This window comes from Dietzia sp. MNB45 (assembly GCF_051994785.1).
Lineage (GTDB): Bacteria > Actinomycetota > Actinomycetes > Mycobacteriales > Mycobacteriaceae > Dietzia > Dietzia kunjamensis.
Genome location: NZ_CP163397.1, coordinates 2,035,665 through 2,052,958 on the forward strand (window position 1 = coordinate 2,035,665; position 17,294 = coordinate 2,052,958).

15 protein-coding genes and 3 tRNA genes are annotated in these 17,294 nt (G+C 70.6%); 5 read left to right on the top strand and 13 right to left on the bottom strand.

The features are described 5' to 3' along the window. Positions 1–18 precede the first annotated feature (18 nt). The 3 genes from AB5G72_RS09775 to leuC form a co-directional block, all read right to left on the bottom strand. Complete coding sequence (locus tag AB5G72_RS09775) at positions 19–399, bottom strand: HU family DNA-binding protein (protein ID WP_067717527.1); 381 nt, start codon at positions 397–399, stop codon at positions 19–21. A 133-nt stretch (positions 400–532) separates the two neighbouring features. Then, a complete protein-coding gene (gene leuD / locus AB5G72_RS09780) occupies positions 533–1,129 on the bottom strand; it encodes a 3-isopropylmalate dehydratase small subunit (protein WP_154827747.1) in 597 nt (198 codons plus the stop codon). A gap of 6 nt (positions 1,130–1,135) precedes the next feature. Further along, on the bottom strand, positions 1,136–2,602 hold the full coding sequence (leuC, locus tag AB5G72_RS09785; RefSeq protein WP_440219771.1) for a 3-isopropylmalate dehydratase large subunit: 1,467 nt from the start codon (positions 2,600–2,602) through the stop codon (positions 1,136–1,138). Positions 2,603–2,670: 68 nt separating this feature from the next. Between leuC and AB5G72_RS09790 the strand changes: the two genes are divergently transcribed. Next, entirely contained in the window at positions 2,671–3,372 is a 702-nt protein-coding gene (locus tag AB5G72_RS09790) for an IclR family transcriptional regulator (RefSeq protein ID WP_440219772.1), read from the top strand. Between the two features lie 26 nt (positions 3,373–3,398). Here AB5G72_RS09790 and AB5G72_RS09795 read toward each other — a convergent pair whose 3' ends face one another. Both AB5G72_RS09795 and AB5G72_RS09800 read right to left on the bottom strand, forming a co-directional pair. Further along, positions 3,399–4,250 (bottom strand): ABC transporter substrate-binding protein, encoded by an 852-nt coding sequence (locus AB5G72_RS09795; protein ID WP_440219773.1) that lies wholly within the window; start codon positions 4,248–4,250, stop codon positions 3,399–3,401. A 76-nt stretch (positions 4,251–4,326) separates the two neighbouring features. Then, a tRNA-Glu gene (locus AB5G72_RS09800) sits at positions 4,327–4,399 on the bottom strand. 113 nt (positions 4,400–4,512) lie between these two features. On the opposite strand from AB5G72_RS09800, the gene AB5G72_RS09805 reads away from it, so the two are divergent. From AB5G72_RS09805 to AB5G72_RS09815, 3 genes are all read left to right on the top strand, one after another. Further along, on the top strand, positions 4,513–5,235 hold the full coding sequence (locus tag AB5G72_RS09805; protein WP_440219774.1) for a TetR family transcriptional regulator: 723 nt from the start codon (positions 4,513–4,515) through the stop codon (positions 5,233–5,235). Then, the gene (locus tag AB5G72_RS09810) at positions 5,232–6,836 is read left to right on the top strand and encodes an MDR family MFS transporter (protein ID WP_440219775.1); all 1,605 of its coding nucleotides are present in this window, start codon (positions 5,232–5,234) and stop codon (positions 6,834–6,836) included. Before AB5G72_RS09805 ends, AB5G72_RS09810 begins: the two co-directional genes overlap by 4 nt. A 120-nt stretch (positions 6,837–6,956) precedes the next feature. Beyond that, positions 6,957–7,907: an acyl-CoA thioesterase gene (locus AB5G72_RS09815; protein ID WP_154827756.1), complete on the top strand. Its 951-nt coding sequence runs from the start codon at positions 6,957–6,959 to the stop codon at positions 7,905–7,907. A 109-nt stretch (positions 7,908–8,016) separates the two neighbouring features. Here the strand turns inward: AB5G72_RS09815 and AB5G72_RS09820 are convergent. The 3 genes from AB5G72_RS09820 to gltX form a co-directional block, all read right to left on the bottom strand. Beyond that, a tRNA-Glu gene (locus tag AB5G72_RS09820) sits at positions 8,017–8,089 on the bottom strand. A gap of 53 nt (positions 8,090–8,142) precedes the next feature. Then, positions 8,143–8,214, bottom strand: a tRNA-Gln gene (locus tag AB5G72_RS09825). A 106-nt stretch (positions 8,215–8,320) separates the two neighbouring features. Continuing rightward, on the bottom strand, positions 8,321–9,805 hold the full coding sequence (gene gltX, locus AB5G72_RS09830; protein ID WP_440219776.1) for a glutamate--tRNA ligase: 1,485 nt from the start codon (positions 9,803–9,805) through the stop codon (positions 8,321–8,323). A gap of 128 nt (positions 9,806–9,933) precedes the next feature. Between gltX and AB5G72_RS09835 the strand changes: the two genes are divergently transcribed. After that, positions 9,934–11,064 carry an isochorismate synthase gene (locus AB5G72_RS09835; RefSeq protein WP_440219777.1) on the top strand — a complete coding sequence of 377 codons (1,131 nt, stop codon included), beginning with the start codon at positions 9,934–9,936 and terminating at the stop codon, positions 11,062–11,064. A 27-nt stretch (positions 11,065–11,091) separates the two neighbouring features. Here the strand turns inward: AB5G72_RS09835 and AB5G72_RS09840 are convergent, their stop codons facing one another. The 5 genes from AB5G72_RS09840 to serA all read right to left on the bottom strand — a co-directional run bounded on the left by AB5G72_RS09840 (position 11,092) and on the right by serA (position 17,205). Further along, positions 11,092–11,886 carry a fumarylacetoacetate hydrolase family protein gene (locus AB5G72_RS09840; RefSeq protein WP_154827762.1) on the bottom strand — a complete coding sequence of 265 codons (795 nt, stop codon included), beginning with the start codon at positions 11,884–11,886 and terminating at the stop codon, positions 11,092–11,094. A gap of 10 nt (positions 11,887–11,896) precedes the next feature. After that, a complete protein-coding gene (locus tag AB5G72_RS09845; protein ID WP_325767724.1) occupies positions 11,897–12,616 on the bottom strand; it encodes an exonuclease domain-containing protein in 720 nt (239 codons plus the stop codon). Further along, a complete protein-coding gene (locus AB5G72_RS09850; RefSeq protein ID WP_440219778.1) occupies positions 12,616–14,478 on the bottom strand; it encodes a putative nucleotidyltransferase substrate binding domain-containing protein in 1,863 nt (620 codons plus the stop codon). The genes AB5G72_RS09845 and AB5G72_RS09850 overlap by 1 nt, the downstream gene beginning before the upstream one ends. A gap of 97 nt (positions 14,479–14,575) precedes the next feature. Continuing rightward, positions 14,576–15,595, bottom strand: coding sequence for a 3-isopropylmalate dehydrogenase (locus AB5G72_RS09855; RefSeq protein ID WP_067718233.1), 1,020 nt, complete (start codon positions 15,593–15,595; stop codon positions 14,576–14,578). A gap of 17 nt (positions 15,596–15,612) precedes the next feature. Beyond that, positions 15,613–17,205 (bottom strand): phosphoglycerate dehydrogenase, encoded by a 1,593-nt coding sequence (gene serA, locus AB5G72_RS09860; protein WP_440219779.1) that lies wholly within the window; start codon positions 17,203–17,205, stop codon positions 15,613–15,615. Positions 17,206–17,294 lie beyond the last annotated feature (89 nt).

Consider the following 17,294-nt stretch of genomic DNA (forward strand, 5'->3'; position numbering starts at 1 on the left):
CGGTAGCGGGCCGGTCGGTCAGCTGACCTTCTCGCGGTGGTTCACACCATTCTTGCGCAGGCCCCCGAACGACTGGTGGGAGCTGGAGCGCTTCGCGGCGAGCCGGTCCTCGGGGAGCGACTCGGTGCCCTGGATGACGGACTTGAAGTACTGGCCCGGCCGGAACACCGGTGAGTGGGTCGGCGGTACCGGGATCGACTCGCCGGTATGGGGGTTACGGGCGACCCGGGCCGCACGGGACTTCTTCTCGAAGATGCCGAAACCCATGATGGTGATGGATTCCCCGGACGCGACGGTCCGGACGATGATGTCGAGAGTGTTCTCCAGGGCCTCGGTGGCGAGTTGGTGATCTCCGCCCATCCGGTCCGCCAGTTCGGCGATCAGGTCGGCTTTGTTCACGTGGGGATCCCCCTTTGGTTGAGGTATGCGGGCGCGGTACCGGTCCGCGCCGACTAAACATAAGCATACTCACACGTTTTTGCCAGCCGGGGGCATTTCGGAGGTTACTCCGAAACAAGTTCTTATCCCGAGGTCAGCGTGGGGTGGTGACCGGCTTGAACGCGGGCCGGCGACTCTCGAACTCCGCGATCTGATCGGCTTCACGCAGCGTGAGACCAATGTCGTCGAGCCCCTCCATGAGACGCCACCGCGTGTTGTCGTCGATGTCGAACGGCACCGTGACGTCGCCGGCCGTGACCGTGCGCGACACCAGGTCGACGGTCAGCTCGATACCCGGTCGCTCGTCCATGACCTTCCACAGGAGTTCGACGTTCTCCTGTTCGACCTGGGCGGCCACGAGTCCGGACTTGCCGGAGTTGCCGCGGAAGATGTCGGCGAACCGCGATGAGATGACCACACGGAACCCGAAGTCCATCAGGGCCCACACGGCGTGCTCGCGCGAGGACCCGGTGCCGAAGTCCGGTCCGGCGACCAGGACGGAGGCGCGGTCGTAGGGCGCCCGGTTGAGGACGAAGTCGGGCTCCTTCGCCCGCCAGGAGGAGAAGAGTCCGTCCTCGAATCCGGTGCGCGTGACGCGCTTGAGGTACTCGGCCGGGATGATCTGGTCGGTGTCCACGTTGGAGCGGCGCAGCGGGGCGCCGATGCCGGTGTGGGTGGTGATCGGCTCCATGAGGTGTCAGGCCCCCTTCGCGGGCTCGAGGTCGACGGGTGAGGCGAAGTGTCCGAGCACCGCGGTGGCCGCGGCGACCGACGGGCTGACCAGGTGGGTGCGGGCCCCCTTGCCCTGGCGGCCCTCGAAGTTGCGGTTCGATGTGGACGCACACCGCTGGCCCGGCAGCAACGAGTCCGGGTTCATGCCCAGGCACATGGAACAGCCTGGTTGGCGCCATTCGGCGCCGAACGCGGTGAAGACCTTGTCCAGGCCCTCCGCCTCGGCCTGTTCGCGCACGCGCATCGAGCCGGGCACGATGAGCATCCGGACCCCGTCGGCCACCGTGTGACCGTCGACGACCTCGGCGACGGCGCGCAGGTCCTCGATGCGGCCGTTGGTGCACGAGCCGACGAACACGACGTCGACGGGCACGTCCCGCATCGGGGTGCCGGCCTCGAGGTCCATGTACTCCAGAGCGCTCTCGGCGGCGATGCGCGCGCTCTCGTCGGTGAAGGTCTCCGGGTCGGGGACGGCCGCACCCAGGGGCACGCCCTGACCGGGGTTGGTGCCCCAGGTGACGAAGGGGGTGAGCGCGGCACCGTCGATGACGACCTCGGTGTCGAACACCGCGTCGTCATCGGTCCGGAGCCCGTCCCAGTACCGCACGGCCTCGTCCCACTCGTCACCCGCGGGTGCGTGCGGGCGACCGCGCAGGTAGTCGTAGGTGATCTGGTCCGGCGCGATCATGCCGGCCCGGGCACCGGCCTCGATGCTCATGTTGCAGATGGTCATCCGCGCCTCCATCGACAGCTTCTCGATGGCCTCGCCGCGGTACTCGATGATGTAGCCCTGCCCGCCGCCGGTGCCGATCTGGGCGATGACGGCCAGGATGAGGTCCTTGGCGGTGACGCCGGGCTGCAGCTCGCCGGTGACGGTGACGGCCATGGTTTTGAACGGACGCAGGGCCAGCGTCTGGGTGGCCATGACGTGCTCGACCTCGGAGGTGCCGATGCCCATCGCGATGGAGCCGAATGCGCCGTGGGTCGAGGTGTGCGAATCGCCGCACACCACGGTCATGCCCGGCTGGGTCAGGCCGAGCTGCGGACCCACGACGTGGACGATTCCCTGCTCGAGGTCGCCCATCGGGTACAGCCGGACACCGAACTCCTCGCAGTTGGAACGCAGCGTCTCGATCTGGATCCGCGAGGTCTGGTCGGCGATGAGGTTGACCGCACCGCCGACGATGTCGGTCGGGACGTTGTGGTCCTCGGTCGCCAGGGTCAGGTCCGGGCGGCGGAGCCGGCGTCCGGCCAGGCGGAGACCGTCGAAGGCCTGCGGGCTGGTGACCTCGTGTACGAGGTGGAGATCGATGAACAGCAGGTCGGGCCCCCGGGACCCGCCCTCGCCCTCGCCCTCGACCACCACGTGGTCGTCCCAGACCTTCTCGGCCAGGGTCCGCGGTCGCGTGCCGCCGGACACGGTCTCGTTCATCACGCCTCCACTCCACGTCCTGATGGGATCCGATGGATTCTCACCATGTAGGACGATATAGTCGAACTGTGAGACAGTATAGCGGGATCGGGGTCCTCGACAAAGCGATGACGGTGCTTTACGCCGTGGCCGAGCAGCCGTGCGTCCTGGCCGACCTCTGCGAGCGGACGGGCCTGCCTCGCGCGACCGCCCACCGGCTCGCGGTGGGGCTCGAGATCCACCAACTCCTCTCCCGTGACGACGCCGGAGTGTGGAGCCTGGGGCCCGGTCTGGCCAAGCTCGCCGCGCACGTGTCGGACTCCCTGGCCGAGGCCGCGTCCTCCGTGCTGCCCCGCCTGCGCGAGGTGACCGAGGAGAGCGTGCAGGTGTACCGCCGCGACGGTGACCGCCGGATCTGTGTGGCCTCCGCGGAACCACCGACGGGACTGCGGGACACGGTGCCCGTCGGCGCGATCCTGCCCATGACACGGGGCTCGGGCGCGAAGGTGTTGGCGGCGTGGGCCGACCCCGCCACCCAGCGCACCCTGCTCGCCGACGCCACGTACACCGAGCGCCAGCTCGCCGACGTCCGGCGGCGCGGCTGGGCGCAGTCGGTCGCCGAGCGGGAGGCGGGCGTGGCCTCGATCTCCGCGCCGATCCGGGATGCCGCCGGCACGGTGGTCGCCGCGATCTCCGTGTCGGGCCCGGTCGACCGCATCGGTCGCCGCCCCGGCGTGAAGTGGGCGGCCGATCTGCTCGCCGCCGCCGATGCGATCCACAAACGGCTCTAGTCGACAGGGACGCCGCCGCGCCGGCCCTACGCGGGCCGCCGGCCGCGGGTGAGCCGCTCGAGCGCCCACGGCAGGCTGGCCACGCTGGGTTGGCGCACCGCGGCCACGAGATCGTCGTCGCGCGGGTCCACCCGCACCACCTGCACGCCCGGCCGCCGGAGGTCCCGGTACGGAACGGGGTCGGGGCGCGAGTCCACGTCGAAGCCCAGCGCACGGATCTCGGCGCCGAGTGGCGACGTCGCCGCGAGGGTGGCGACGGGGGTGTCGGGCCGCGCGCCGGTGCCGATGACGACGGCGAGGGCGTCGACCCCCAGGCGGCGCTGCTCCTCCGACCACTCCTCGAGCGCCTTCTCGGCCGTCTCGGCTGCCGGGGTGGGATCGCGGTCGACGGCCCCGGCGACGAGATTGAGGTGGTCCCGCCACCCGGGTCTCCCCTGCGGGTCGACGATCACCGTGGCGAGCTGCTCGTACCCACGGAGCTCGGGCCCGGTGACGTCGGCCGCGACCAGGACGAACGCGTCGACCCCGAACGGCAGCAGCGACCGCAGGCTCGGCAGTCCGGGGCCGTCCCACTCCGGCGACGGCGGTGCCGGGTGGTCGCGCCACGGTCGCGGGCCCGTCCCGTCGACGGCCCACGCGGCGGTGGGCTCTCGGTCGAGGGCGTGCAGGACGTCGAGGTCGGCCGAGGAGAGCGCGATGAGGCGGCGTGGCGGAGCGTCCGGTGTGGGGGTACGGATCGGACTGGGGGGAGTCAGCGGGTCGCTCGCCGTCGGAGCCGGTGTCGTCGTCGACCCCCCTCCCGGGCCGCACGCGGTGAGCCCCGCGAGGGTCAACCCGCCACCGACGGCCAGGCGGAGGAGGTCACGGCGAGAGGTCACCCCGGTGATCCTGCCACGGCCACAAATGCGAGATGTCCCGGCTCGTCGTTGCAGACGAACCGGGACATCTCCCCTGTACCCCCGATGGGATTCGAACCCACGCTACCGCCGTGAGAGGGCGGCGTCCTAGGCCGCTAGACGACGGGGGCTTGGCGCTCGACCACTATATCCGGATGGTGGACGACGAACCAAATCGCGACATCGCCCCCGTACACCGGGTGCAAAGATGCACTCGGTGAAGTAAGCAGCTATCGTGACCGGCATGTCCTCTCCCCCCGACCCCGACTCACTGCGCGACCGGAAGCGTCGCGCGACCATGGTGGCCATAGAGAACGCGGCGACCTCCCTGGTGCTCGAGTACGGCTTCGACGCGGTGACGGTCGACCAGATCTGCGCCGCCGCCGAGATCTCCAAGCGGACGTTCTTCAACTACGTGCCCTCCAAGGAGGCCGCCGTCATCGGCGCCACGCCCGAGGACGTCACCGAGGCCGACCGCGCCGCCTTCCTCGACCGCGGCGAGGAGGGCGTTCTCGACGCGCTACTCCGTCTCTACCTCGCCGCCTTCGCGGCGACCCGCACCGCCGACAGGGACCAGACCGCCACGCTGGCCCAGCGCCGCCGGGCCATCTTCCGCGCCGAGCCCGAGCTGGCGGCCGCGCGGATGACCGCCTCGTCGCGCTTCCAACTCCGCCTGACCGACCTGGTGATCGTGCACCTCGACCGGCACCCGTCGCTGCGTCGGCTGGCCGGGGTGGCGGTCGAGGCCGAGGCCCGGGCCTGCGTGGCCCTGGTCGCGGCATCGGCGAACCTCGGGCTGTCCGCGTGGCTCGCCCGCGACTCCGCCACCTTCGAGGACCTCGACGGTGACTGCGCCACCGCGTTGCGGCAACTCGCCCTGCTCGCGGGAGCACCCGACACCACCGCACCCCCCGCCACGGCGCCCACCGCACCCTCCGCCTCACATCCCGCCGGGAGTCCCGCATGAGCGACACCGATATCCGCACTACCGCGCCCTCCCCCGGCGCCGATCCGGGAACCACGACCTCCGCGGCTCCGGCGCCGGTGACCCACAACGTGCCGCTGGTGTTCACCTCCCTGCTGCTCGGGATGCTCATCGTCTCCCTGGGCCAGATGATCTTCGCCACGGCACTGCCGACCATCGTGGCCGACCTCGGTGGGGTCGACCGGATGAGCTGGGTCATCACCGTCTACCTGCTCACCATGACGATCGGCCTGCCGGTCTACGGCAAACTCGGCGACCAGATCGGCCGCAAGCCGCTGTTCGTGACCGCGATCCTCCTGTTCTCCGCCGGCTCGCTGCTGGGCGCGGTCGCGTGGGACATCGACCTGCTCATCGTGGCCCGCGCGATCCAGGGGCTCGGTGGTGGCGGTCTCATGGTGCTCTCCCAGGCGATCGTCGCCGACGTCGTCCCCGCCCGGCAGCGCGGCCGGTACATGGGCGTACTGGGCGCCGTCTTCGGCTTGTCCTCCGTCCTCGGGCCCCTGCTCGGCGGGTTCTTCACCGAGGGCCCCGGCTGGCGCTGGGCCCTGTGGTTCAACCTCCCCGTGTGCCTGGTCGCCCTCGTCGTGGCCGTGGTCTGGCTCCGCCTGCCCAACCGCGGCGCCGGTCGACGTACCGACTGGCCCGGCACGGTCCTCATGGCCACCGGCACCACCGCTCTGATCCTCATCTCCTCCTGGGGCGGTAACCGGTACAGCTGGACGGACCCGATGATCCTCGGTATGGGCGCGGTGTTCCTGGTGTGTGCGGTCGCGTTCGTCCTGGTGGAGTCGCGCTCGGAGCACCCGTTGATCCCGATGACGCTGTTCGCCGAGCGGAACTTCTCACTGGCGACCGGAGCCGGGCTCCTGGTCGGTGTCGCGATGTTCGGTTGCATGGCGTACCTGCCCACCTACATCCAGATGGTCCACGGGCTCGGCCCCACCGCCGCCGGCCTGATGATGACGCCGATGATGGCCGGAATGATGGGCACGTCCATCGTCGTGGGCAACATCGTCAGCCGGACCGGCCGCTACAAGTGGTACCCGGTGGTCGGCACCGTGATCATGGCCGCGGGCCTCTGGCTGATCGGCTCGCTGGAGGCCGGCGACACCCTGGTGCACCTGGGCGTGGTGCTGTTCGTCTTCGGCTTCGGTCTCGGACTGTGCATGCAACTGCTGGTGCTGATCGTGCAGAACACCTTCCCGATCACCATGGTCGGCACCGCCACCGCGTCCAACAACTTCTTCCGCCAGATCGGCGGCACCATGGGTTCGGCGATCGTGGGTTCAGTGTTCGTCAGCCGGCTCGCCGATCTCATGGGCGAGCGGGTTCCCGCCGCGGCCGCCGAACTCGGTCCCGAGGGCGCCGCCGTCGCCGAGACCTTCTCGAACGGTTCGGGTGCGGCCAACTCCATGAGCCCGGAGATCCTGGCAGGGTTGCCCGGTCCCCTGCACGACGCGATCGTCGGCTCCTACAACGACGCGTTGGTGCCGATCTACCATGTCGTGGTCCCGCTCATCCTGGTCGCCACCGTGCTGCTGCTGTTCGTCCGAGAGGACACCCTCAAGGAGACGGTGGACTGATCCTCCTCCCACGCCCCCGCGTCCCGGCTCACCGTCCGACGGCGCGGGGGTGAGGAATCCGTCACGGAATCCGTACGCGCGGCAACCGCCCCGTCACGCGCGGTCACTAGCGTGCGGAGCGTGACCACACCTCGTCAGACCGTCCTGCGGTTCCTCGCCGCGCCCACCGATGTCGGTACGGGCACGCAGGTGCACACCGGCCGCATCCTCGAATGGATCGACAAGGCCGCCTACGCTCTGGCGGCGGGGTGGTCCGGCGGATACGCCGTCACGGCCTACGTCGGGAACATCCGCTTCTCCCGACCGGTCATCTCCGGCGAGCTCATCGAGGTCTCGGCCCGCCTGGTCCACACGGGGTCGACGTCGATGCACATCCAGTGCGACGTCCGCGCCTGTGATCCCGTGACCCTCGACTACCGGCACTGCGCCGAGTGCCTCGTGGTGTTCATCGCCGTCCGCGACGGTGCACCCACCCCCGTGCCTCCCTGGACACCCGCGTCCCGGCTGGAGATACACGAGTCCGACGAGGCGGTCATGCGGATCGGACTGCGCAAGGACATCGAACAGGCGATGGCGGAGCAGACCTACTCCGTCGAGGGCACCGCGCCCCGCTCGACCCTGAGGTTCCTCGCGGCACCCGGTGACGTCAACTGGGGCGGCAACGCGCACGGCGGGCGCATCATGTCCTGGATCGACGACGCGGCGAACCTCTGCGCCACCCGGTGGTCGGGTACCCCCTGCACCTCCGTGTACGCCGGCGGTGTCCGGTTCTATCACCCGGTGAAGATCGGCCATGTCGTGGAGGTGGAGGCCCGCCTGCTGCACACGGGTCACGAGACCATGCACGTCTCGGTCCACGTGAGCTCCGGAGAGGCCACCTCGCCCGAGCGGACGCTCACCACCCACTGCCTGACCGTCTGTGCGGCACTCGGACCGGACGGTCGACCCACCCCGGTGCCCCGGTGGGCCCCGGTATCCGCCGAGGACCACGCACTGGACGAGCACGCCCGCCATCTCATCCGCCTCCGGGGGCGGGGCAGGGTGACCGGGCCGGTCCGGGCCTTGGCCTGACCCGCGATGAGGGCCCGGGCTGGTGGCCTACCGCGACTCCTGGAATCCGCCCCCGGCCCCCACAACGAGGAAGGCGCCCGGAGCGATGTGCTCCGAGCGCCTTCTGCTGTACCCCCGATGGGATTCGAACCCACGCTACCGCCGTGAGAGGGCGGCGTCCTAGGCCGCTAGACGACGGGGGCTAGGACACGGATCCGCACGGGATCCGCTGTAGCGAGCGCTGTGACGCGCTCAGCTGGCCTACCAGGACTCGAACCTAGAACGACGGTACCAGAAACCGCTGTGTTGCCAATTACACCATAGGCCACTGCATTCACTTTTCCGCCCCTCGCGGGGCGCCTCGAAGAGACTATCAAACCACCGAGGGTGAATAGCAAATCGCCTGGTCAATCCGTCTGTTTCCGGACCCCGAGCTAGTCGGCGACGGGGGCGGACCGCAGCCTGGACAGCGTGGCCTCACGACCGAGCAGCTCCAGCGACTCGAACAGCGGCGGCGAGATGTGCGACCCCGTGACCGCCACCCGCACGGGCCCGTAGGCCTTGCGCGGCTTGATGCCCAGGTCCTCCACCAGCGCGCCCGACAGAGCGGCCTCGATGGCCGGGGGCGTCCACTCCTCGAGCGCCTCGAGCGCGGCGATCGCGGCGTCCACGACCTCGCGGGAGTCTGTCTTGAGGTTCTTGGCGGCCGACTGGGCGTCGACGGTGAACCCGGCCTCGTCCACGAGGAGGAACTTGATGAGCTTCCATGCATCCGACAGGACGACGATGCGGGTCTGGAGCAGATCTGCAACGATCGCCCACCGCTGGTCGTCGAAACTCTCCGGCAGGGTCATCCCGTCCTCGGCGGGGTGAGCGACGAGGTACTCGCGCAGGCGGCGGGCGAACTCCTCCGCCGGCAGCTGCCGGATGTGCTCGGCGTTGATCGCGTCGGCCTTCTTCTGGTCGAAGCGGGCCGGGTTGGCGTTGACCTGGCGGATGTCGAACGCCTCGACCATCTCCTCGAGGGAGAACACGTCGCGGTCCTCCGACAGTCCCCACCCGAGCAGTGCCAGGTAGTTGAGCAAGCCCTCCGGCAGCATCCCGCGGTCCCGGTGGAGGAACAGGTCCGATTCGGGGTCACGCTTGGACAGCTTCTTGTTGCCGTCGCCCATGACGAACGGCAGGTGCCCGAACGCGGGGACGTCATCCGCCACCCCGATCCGCATCAGGGCACGGTAGAGGGCGATCTGTCGGGGGGTGGAGCTGAGCAGATCCTCGCCCCGGAGGACGTGCGTGATCTTCATCAGTGCGTCGTCGACCGGGTTGACCAACGTGTAGAGCGGGATGCCGTTGGCTCGCGTGAGCGCGAAGTCCGGCACGGTGCCCGCCCTGAACACGGTCTCCCCGCGGACCAGGTCGTCCCAGGCGAGATCCTCGTCCGGCATCCGCAACCGGATCACCGCGCCGCGCCCCTCGTCACGGAACGCCTGCTTCTGGTCCTCCGTGAGGTCGCGATCGAACCCGTCGTACCCGAGTTTGGGATCGCGACCGGCGGCCCGGTGGCGGGCCTCGACCTCCTCGGGGGTGGAGAACGACTCGTACGCCTCCCCCGCCTCGACCAGCCTGCGCACCACGTCCAGGTGCAGATCGCGCCGCTCGGACTGCCGGTACGGCGCGTACGGGCCACCCACCTCGGGACCCTCGTCCCAGTCCAGGCCGAGCCACCGCAGGGCGTCGAGGAGCGACTGGTACGACTCCTCCGAATCCCGGGCGGCGTCGGTGTCCTCGATGCGGAAGACGAACGTGCCGCCCGTGTGCCGGGCGTGCGCCCAGTTGAACAGGGCCGTACGGACGAGACCCACGTGGGGTGTGCCGGTGGGGGACGGACAGAAGCGGACGCGGACGTTCGAGGCGGTCATGGAGCCCATCTTAGTGACGATCCCGGCTCGCACCCCCGGCGAGGACCGGCCTAGGATCGGCGGGTACCCGTGGCCGCCGTACGAGGAGGCGCGATCCACGCAGGAGTCCGAACCGAGGGAGGCGTGCCGTGGCGTCTGGGCACCAACCCGACGTCGCACGCCCGGTGACCGCCCCGGACTTCCTGCTGTCCCGTCCGACCGGCTCGCTGCGCACCCAGGGTGCCCTGAACTCGTTCACGGCACCGGCGGACGCGGCCCTGGCCCTGCGGTCCGGCGCCAGTGGTCTGATCGTGGGCGCGATCGGTTTCGAGCCCGACGCGCCCGCCGCTCTGGTCGAACCCGACGTGGTGGTCCGCGTCGACGGCCCACTGGAGCCCCCCGCCTACTTCCGCCGGATGCGCACCCGCGCCCACGTCACCCGGGAGATCCCCACGTCCTCGGAGCACCGCGCCAGGGTGTCGACCGCGATCGCGGGGGTGCGCTCCGGCGAGATCGACAAGGTGGTGCTGGCCAGGGCGGTCCGGCTGTCTGCCGATCAGCCCATCGACCCCCATGCCGTGTGCGCCGCACTCATCGACTCCAGCCCGGCGGCGGACGGCTACCTCGTCGACCTCTCCCCCGCCGGCGGGGTCCACGCCGGGCGGGTCCTGGTGGGCTCGAGCCCCGAACTCCTCGTCCGCCGCCGAGGCGATCTGGTGGAATGCCACCCGCTGGCAGGGTCCGCGCCCCGCTCGACCGACCCGGCCGCGGACCAGGCCGCCGGCCGCGCCTTGCGCGCGTCGGGCAAGGACGCCTCCGAGCACGCATTCGTGGTGGAGTCGCTGGCACGGGCCCTGGAACCACTGTGCACGGATCTGGAGATCCCGGACCGCCCCACTCTCACGTCCACCCGCGAGATGTGGCACCTCGGGACCCGTATCCGGGGGCGTGTCGCCGACCCCCGCACCACCTCGCTGGACCTCGCCCTCGCCGTGCACCCCACACCGGCGGTGTGCGGGACACCAACGGACGAGGCACGCAGGCTCATCGCCGCGATAGAAGGGGAACGGGGGTTCTACGCCGGGGCCGTCGGGTGGTCGGACGCCGGTGGCGACGGGGACTGGATGGTGACCATCAGGTGCGCCGAGATCGACGCGGACCGGTCGGGAGCGATCGCCTGGGCCGGCGGCGGTCTGGTCGCGGACTCGCAGCCCGACGACGAGGTGGCCGAGACCGGCGCCAAACTCCGCACCATCCTGAGGGCGTTCGGAGCCTTCTAGGGCGGTGCCCGGCGCCGGTCCCCCGACCTACCGGTCGACGACGGGGTTCGTCAGTGAGCCGATGCCCTCGATCTCGACCGTCACACGGTCGCCGGGCAACATGGGCCCGACCCCCGCCGGGGTACCGGTGAGGATCACGTCGCCGGGCAGGAGGGTCATGACCCTGCTGACATACTCGACGATCTCGCCGACGGTGTGCATGAACTGCGAGGTGTTGCCATCCTGCCGCACCTCGGACGTGCCGTCTGGATGGGTGAGGGTGACCCGGACGTCCAGCCCGTTGGGGTCCAGATCGGTGACGATCCACGGACCGAGCGGGCAGAAGGTGTCGTATCCCTTGCCCCGCGTCCACTGACCGTCCGAGAGTTGCTGGTCGCGGGCGGTGACGTCGTTGGCGCAGGTGTAGCCGAGGATGACCTCGTGGGCCCGCGCGGCGGCGACGTCCCGGCACGGCTGCCCGATCACCACGGCCAGCTCGCCCTCGTGGTCGACCCGCTCCGAACTCGGCGGATAGGCGACAGACGCCTCGGGGCCGACGACCGAGGTGTTGGGCTTGAGGAAGATCAGGGGCTCGGCCGGGGCCTGCGAGCCCATCTCCTCGGCGTGATCGGCGTAGTTCTTGCCGACACACACGATCTTGGAGGCCAGGATCGGGGCGAGCAGACGCACGTCGGCCAGCGGCCATTCGCGGCCGGTGAACTCGGGGGTACCGAAGGGGTGCTCGGAGATCTCGGCACAGGACAGCGAGGACGGGTCGGAGATGTCTCCGCGGACCTCGACGAAGGCGAAACCCTGCGGGTGGGCGATACGGGCGAGACGCATACCCGCGATCCTAGGCGGTCCGCAGGTCCCGCAGCGTGCGCGCCCCGCGGTCGCGGAGCTCGGTGACCTGGGCGAGATACAGCTCGGCGCAGGCGAGCGCGTCGACCAACGGGTCGTGTGCGCGGTACCGCGGTAGCCCGTACCTCTCCCGGGCACCCCAGAGCCGCAGCCGCTCGGGCGACGGGTCGGCGGTGAAGCCCATGTCGACGCCGCCGCCCAGAACCCGCCGGTGCAGCTCCAGGGTGTCGACGGACTCCACAGGTGGCCGGATGCCGAACGTGCGCCGGCACAACGCGCCCAGGAAGTCGACCTCTATCGGGCAGTAGTGCGCGACCAACACCCGGCCGGTCAGAGCGGTGAACACCCGGTCCAGGACGTCCTCGACATCCGCTCCGGTGGCGATCGCGTCGTCCGTGAGTCCGTGCACGGTGGCACTCTGCCCCACCCCGTCGTCGTCGCCCGGTCCGCGATCGGGACGCAACAGTACCGATCCCGCCCCACCCAGGACGATCCGCTCCCCGTCGACGGGGACGAACCCCACCGCCAGGACCCGGTCATGACGGGGATCGAGACCCGTGGTCTCCACGTCCACAGCGAGCAGCGACAGGTCCTCGAGTGGCGTGGTCGGATCCGGCGGCGGTGTCTCCAGGTATCGCCGCAGTGGCCCGTCGGGGGCCTTGCGGGCGGCACTCCTGCGGCGGCCGGCCGCGGTCAGCCAGGGCAGAACCATCACATCTGCCCGACCCGGTATTTGATCTGCAGTGCGCTCTGTGCTCCCGCGATGATGCGGAACGCCGCCCGTAGCCGATGGCGGTCCTTGGTTCCGAGCGTCGACGGGTCCACGTTGTTGTCGAGGTCCGAGTGCTCGTGGATCTGACGCGCGTGGTGGCGGAATGCCAGCCCGCGCAGGAACCGGAAGGCCTCGATGAGGTTCTCGGCGTCCGAGCGGGCGATCACCCCGGCGCTCGCCGCCGCGTCGAGCCGGCCGAGCGTCGATACCTCGTCCAGTCCCGCGGACAGGGCGTACAGACGCGCGATCTGGACGACTGGCGCGATCCCCCCGGCCTTGAGGTCCAGGGTGTTGCGGTACTCGCCCCGGCGCGCGACGACGAGCCCGCGGAGGAAACCGAGCGGGGGTTGCCACTCGCACGCGATCCGGGCCAGATGCGCCTGGAAACGGGGGCTGCCCTTCGCGCGGACCAGCATCTCGCGTTGGACGCGGACGGCGAGGCCGCTCTCACCGTGGACGGGACGGAGGTCGAAGAACACCTGGCTGTGCAGAACTGCGTCGGCCTCGGGGGCCCCGACCCAGTCCCGTACCGTCCCCTCCCACTCCGCGCAGGTGCGCCGCCACCGCGGGTTGGTCGCCATCACCCCACCGGGACAGAGCGGGAAGCCCGCCCGGTCGAGACCCGTGCAGACGCGGTCGGCGAGCTCCGCGAAGTAGTCGTCGGAGCCGGCGACCTCGTGTGCCCTGTCGTCGAGGATCAGCGCGTTGTCCTGGTCGCTGGACACCCCGAGCTCACCCCGGGCCTGGGAACCGAGTCCCACCCAGGAGTAAGGCACGGGAGGCGGTCCCAGGTCGGCCTCCGCCAGCGCGATCAGGCGGCGCGTCGCCGCATCGGCGGTGGCGGTGACGACCCGGCCGATATCCCGCGGCGTGGTGCCCCGCCGCACGAACTCGCCGACCAGCGGTAGCAACCGGGCGGACAGTTCCGCCACCGTCTCGGTGTCGGGCGCCCGCGAGATCCGCGCGGCCAGATAGACCGGGTCGGACTGTGCCAGGCGCAGCAGGTCCCCGCTCGTGACCATCCCCGCGGGGGCACCGGCCTCGCACACCGGCAGGTGATGGACGCCGCGTTCGATCTGGAGCAGGGTCGCGTCGAACGCGCGGGTCCGGGCGTCCACCGAAACCGGGTCGTGGGTCATGATCGTCGACACCGGCGCCGCGGTGTCACCGCCGACCGCGACCACCTTCGAGCGCAGGTCGCGATCGGTGAAGATGCCGACCACGCGTCCGTCCTCCACCACGAGCAGCGCGGAGACGCGTTCCCGCGACATGATCTGCGCCGCCTCGAGGATGGTGGTCCCGGGCCCCGTGGTGACCGCGTCGCGGGTGAGGAGATCGCCCACCGGTGTGCTCAGCGGGTCTCCCCCGGCCGCGGCGACCCGGGCGGAGGCGAGGTCCTGGCGGATCCGATCGCTCCGCGCACCGAAAAAGTCGCGAATACCGGGGTGGGCGGCCGCGAGCTCGTCGAACACCTCGCGCGGCATCTCGAGCAGCAGGGTGTCCGCGACCGCCTCCATGCGGTACCGCGACGGGCCGGAACCGGTCAGCGTCGAGTAGCCGAAGCAGTCACCCTCGTCGCGCGCGTCGAGCAGGGCACCGCCCGGGTCGCACACCTCGACGGCGCCCGTGCGGATGATGTGGAGGGTGTCGTTCGCGTCCCCCGCCTCCAGAATGACGGTCCCCCGCCGGTGGTAGCGCTGACTGAGCCGCGCGGGCAGGCGGTCGAGCACCTCTCCGGGCAGCTCGTCGAAAGGAGCGCAGCGCGCGAGGAAGTCCCGCACCTCGGCGAGTTCGACGTCCATTCCACCACTGTGGACGCCGACGGCCCGCGGTGTGATCACTTCTCGCGATTCACACCCGCGGGCCGGGGACCGGACGTGGGGTCAGCGGGGCGGTGGTCTAACCGCTGACGGCCGCGACGATCCGGTCGCCCACCTCGGAGGTGACGATCGGGGCGTCGCCGCGCGAGCCGAGGTCCGCCTCGACGGCTGCCTCCACTCGATCGGCCTCGGCCGTGTGACCGAGGTGGCGCAGCAGCAGAGCCACGGACAGGATGGCGGCGGTGGGGTCGGCCTTGCCCTGTCCGGCGATGTCCGGGGCCGAACCGTGGACGGGCTCGAACATGGACGGGTTGGTCCCGGAGGCGTCGATGTTGCCCGACGCCGCGGTGCCGATGCCTCCGGTGACCGCGGCCGCGAGGTCGGTGATGATGTCGCCGAAGAGGTTGTCGGTGACGATCACGTCGAACCGGGACGGATCGGTGACCATGTAGATGGTGGCGGCGTCGATGTGGCAGTAGTCCACCTCGACCCCGGGGAACTCCGGAGCCACCTCGTCGACGGTGCGCTGCCACAGCCCACCGGCGTTGACGAGCACGTTGGTCTTGTGGACCAGGGTGAGCTTGTTGCGACGCGACTGCGCACGGGAGAACGCGTCGCGGACCACGCGCTCCACGCCGTACCGGGTGTTGACCGAGGTTTCGGTACCGATCTCGTGCGGTGTCCCCACACGGATCGCACCGCCGTTACCGGTGTAGAGCCCCTCGGTGCCCTCGCGGACGACGACGAAGTCGATCTCGCCCGGGTCCTTCAGCGGGGTGGCCGACCCTGGGAAGAGCCGGGAGGGCCGCAGGTTGACGTGGTGGTCGAGGGCGAACCGCAGCGGGAGCAGCATGCCCCGCTCGAGCACGCCGGCCGGCACGGAGCGGGGATCACCGATGGCACCCAGCAGGATCGCGTCGTGGCCTCTCAGGCTCTCCACGTCCGCGTCCGTCAGGGTCTCGCCGTTGCGGAGGTACCGGCGCGCGCCGAGGTCGTATTCGGTCTTCTCGACACCGGGGACCAGCGCGTCGAGCACCTTCAGTGCCTCGGCCGTGACCTCGACGCCGATACCGTCGCCGGGGATGACTGCGAGCTTCATGATGTCGTCGTCCCGGCTCAGACCAGGTTGATCTGGGTCGCGGTGGCGTCGAGCTCGGAGACGATCCGGTCGACGGTCGGCTCGGCGACCGTGCGGTCGACCCGCAGGATCAGCGACGCGCCCTCGCCGGAGGCGTCCTGGCTCAGTGCGGCGGCCTGGATGTCGATGCCCTCCCCGCCGAGGATGGAGCCCACCTTGCCGAGCACGCCCGGGCGGTCGGAGTAGTGGACGAACAGGTTCTGGCCCTCGGCGCGCAGGTCGAACCCGCGCTCGTTGATCCGGACGATCTTCTGCACCTGGTCCAGGCCGGCCAGCGTGCCGGTGACATCGGCCGACGCGCCATCCGCGGCCACGGCCGTGACGGTGACGGTGCTGCGGTAGGACTTGGACTCGCTGTGGGTCTCCACCGAGTGGGTGACCCCCCGCTGCTCGGCCATCTGGCCGACGTTGACGAAGGTCGCGGGCTCGTCGGTGATCGCGGAGAACATGCCGCGCAGGGCGGCCAGCCCGAGGACGTCGACCTGCTCGGATGCGAGCTCGCCGGCGACGTCGATCCGGACGGTCGTCGGGATACCCGGGCACAGGTGGCCGGCGACCAGTCCGAGCTTGCGGACGAGGTCGAGCCAGGGTGCGACCTCGTCGCCGACGGGACCACCGGTGACGTTGACGGCGTCGGGGACGAACTCCCCGCGCAGGGCGAGCAGCACACTGCGGGCGACGTCGGTGCCGGCGCGGTCCTGCGCCTCGCTGGTGGAGGCGCCGAGGTGCGGCGTGACGACGGTGTTCTCGAGCTCGAAGAGCGGCGAGTCGGTGCACGGCTCGGTGTCGAACACGTCGAGCGCCGCGGAGCGGACCTTGCCGGACTTCAGGGCGTCGACGAGCGCGTCCTCGACGATCAGACCGCCGCGGGCGGCGTTGACGATCACGACGCCGTCCTTGGCACGGGCCAGCCTCTCGGCGTCGAAGAGACCGGCGGTCTCCTTGGTCTTGGGCAGGTGCATCGTGATGATGTCGGCGCGGGAGACCAGCTCGTCGATGTCGACCAGCTCGATTCCCAGCTGCGCCGCGCGGGCGGCGGGCAGGTAGGGGTCGTAGGCGATGAGGTTGGTCTCGAACGCGGCGAGTCGCTGCGCCACGAGCTGGCCGATGCGGCCCAGGCCCACGACGCCGACGGTCTTGCCGAGCAGCTCGACGCCGTTGAAGGAACTGCGCTTCCAGGTGTGCTCGCGCAGGGTGCGGTCCGCGGCCGGGATCTGGCGGCAGGCGGACATGAGCAGCGCGACCGCGTGCTCGGCGGCCGAGTGGATGTTGGAGGTGGGCGCGTTGACCACCATGACGCCGCGCTCGGTGGCGGCGGGGATCTCGACGTTGTCCAGGCCGACGCCCGCGCGCCCGATGATCCTGAGGTTCGGCGCGGCGGCGAGCACCTCGGCGTCGACGGTGGTGGCCGAGCGCACGAGCAGTGCGTCGGCGTCGGCGACCGCCTCGAGCAGCTTGGGGCGATCCGGGCCGTCCACCCAGCGGACCTCCACGGCGTCGCCGAGCGCGTCGACGGTCGACTGGGCGAGCTTGTCGGCGATGAGGACGACGGGCCGTCCGGATGCTGTCACAGTGGGTTCTCCTCGGTGTCTTTTCGGGCACGGCCAGTCTAGGGCACCTGTCACCGGCGCCGAGCAGTGGCCGGTACGCGCCCGGACGC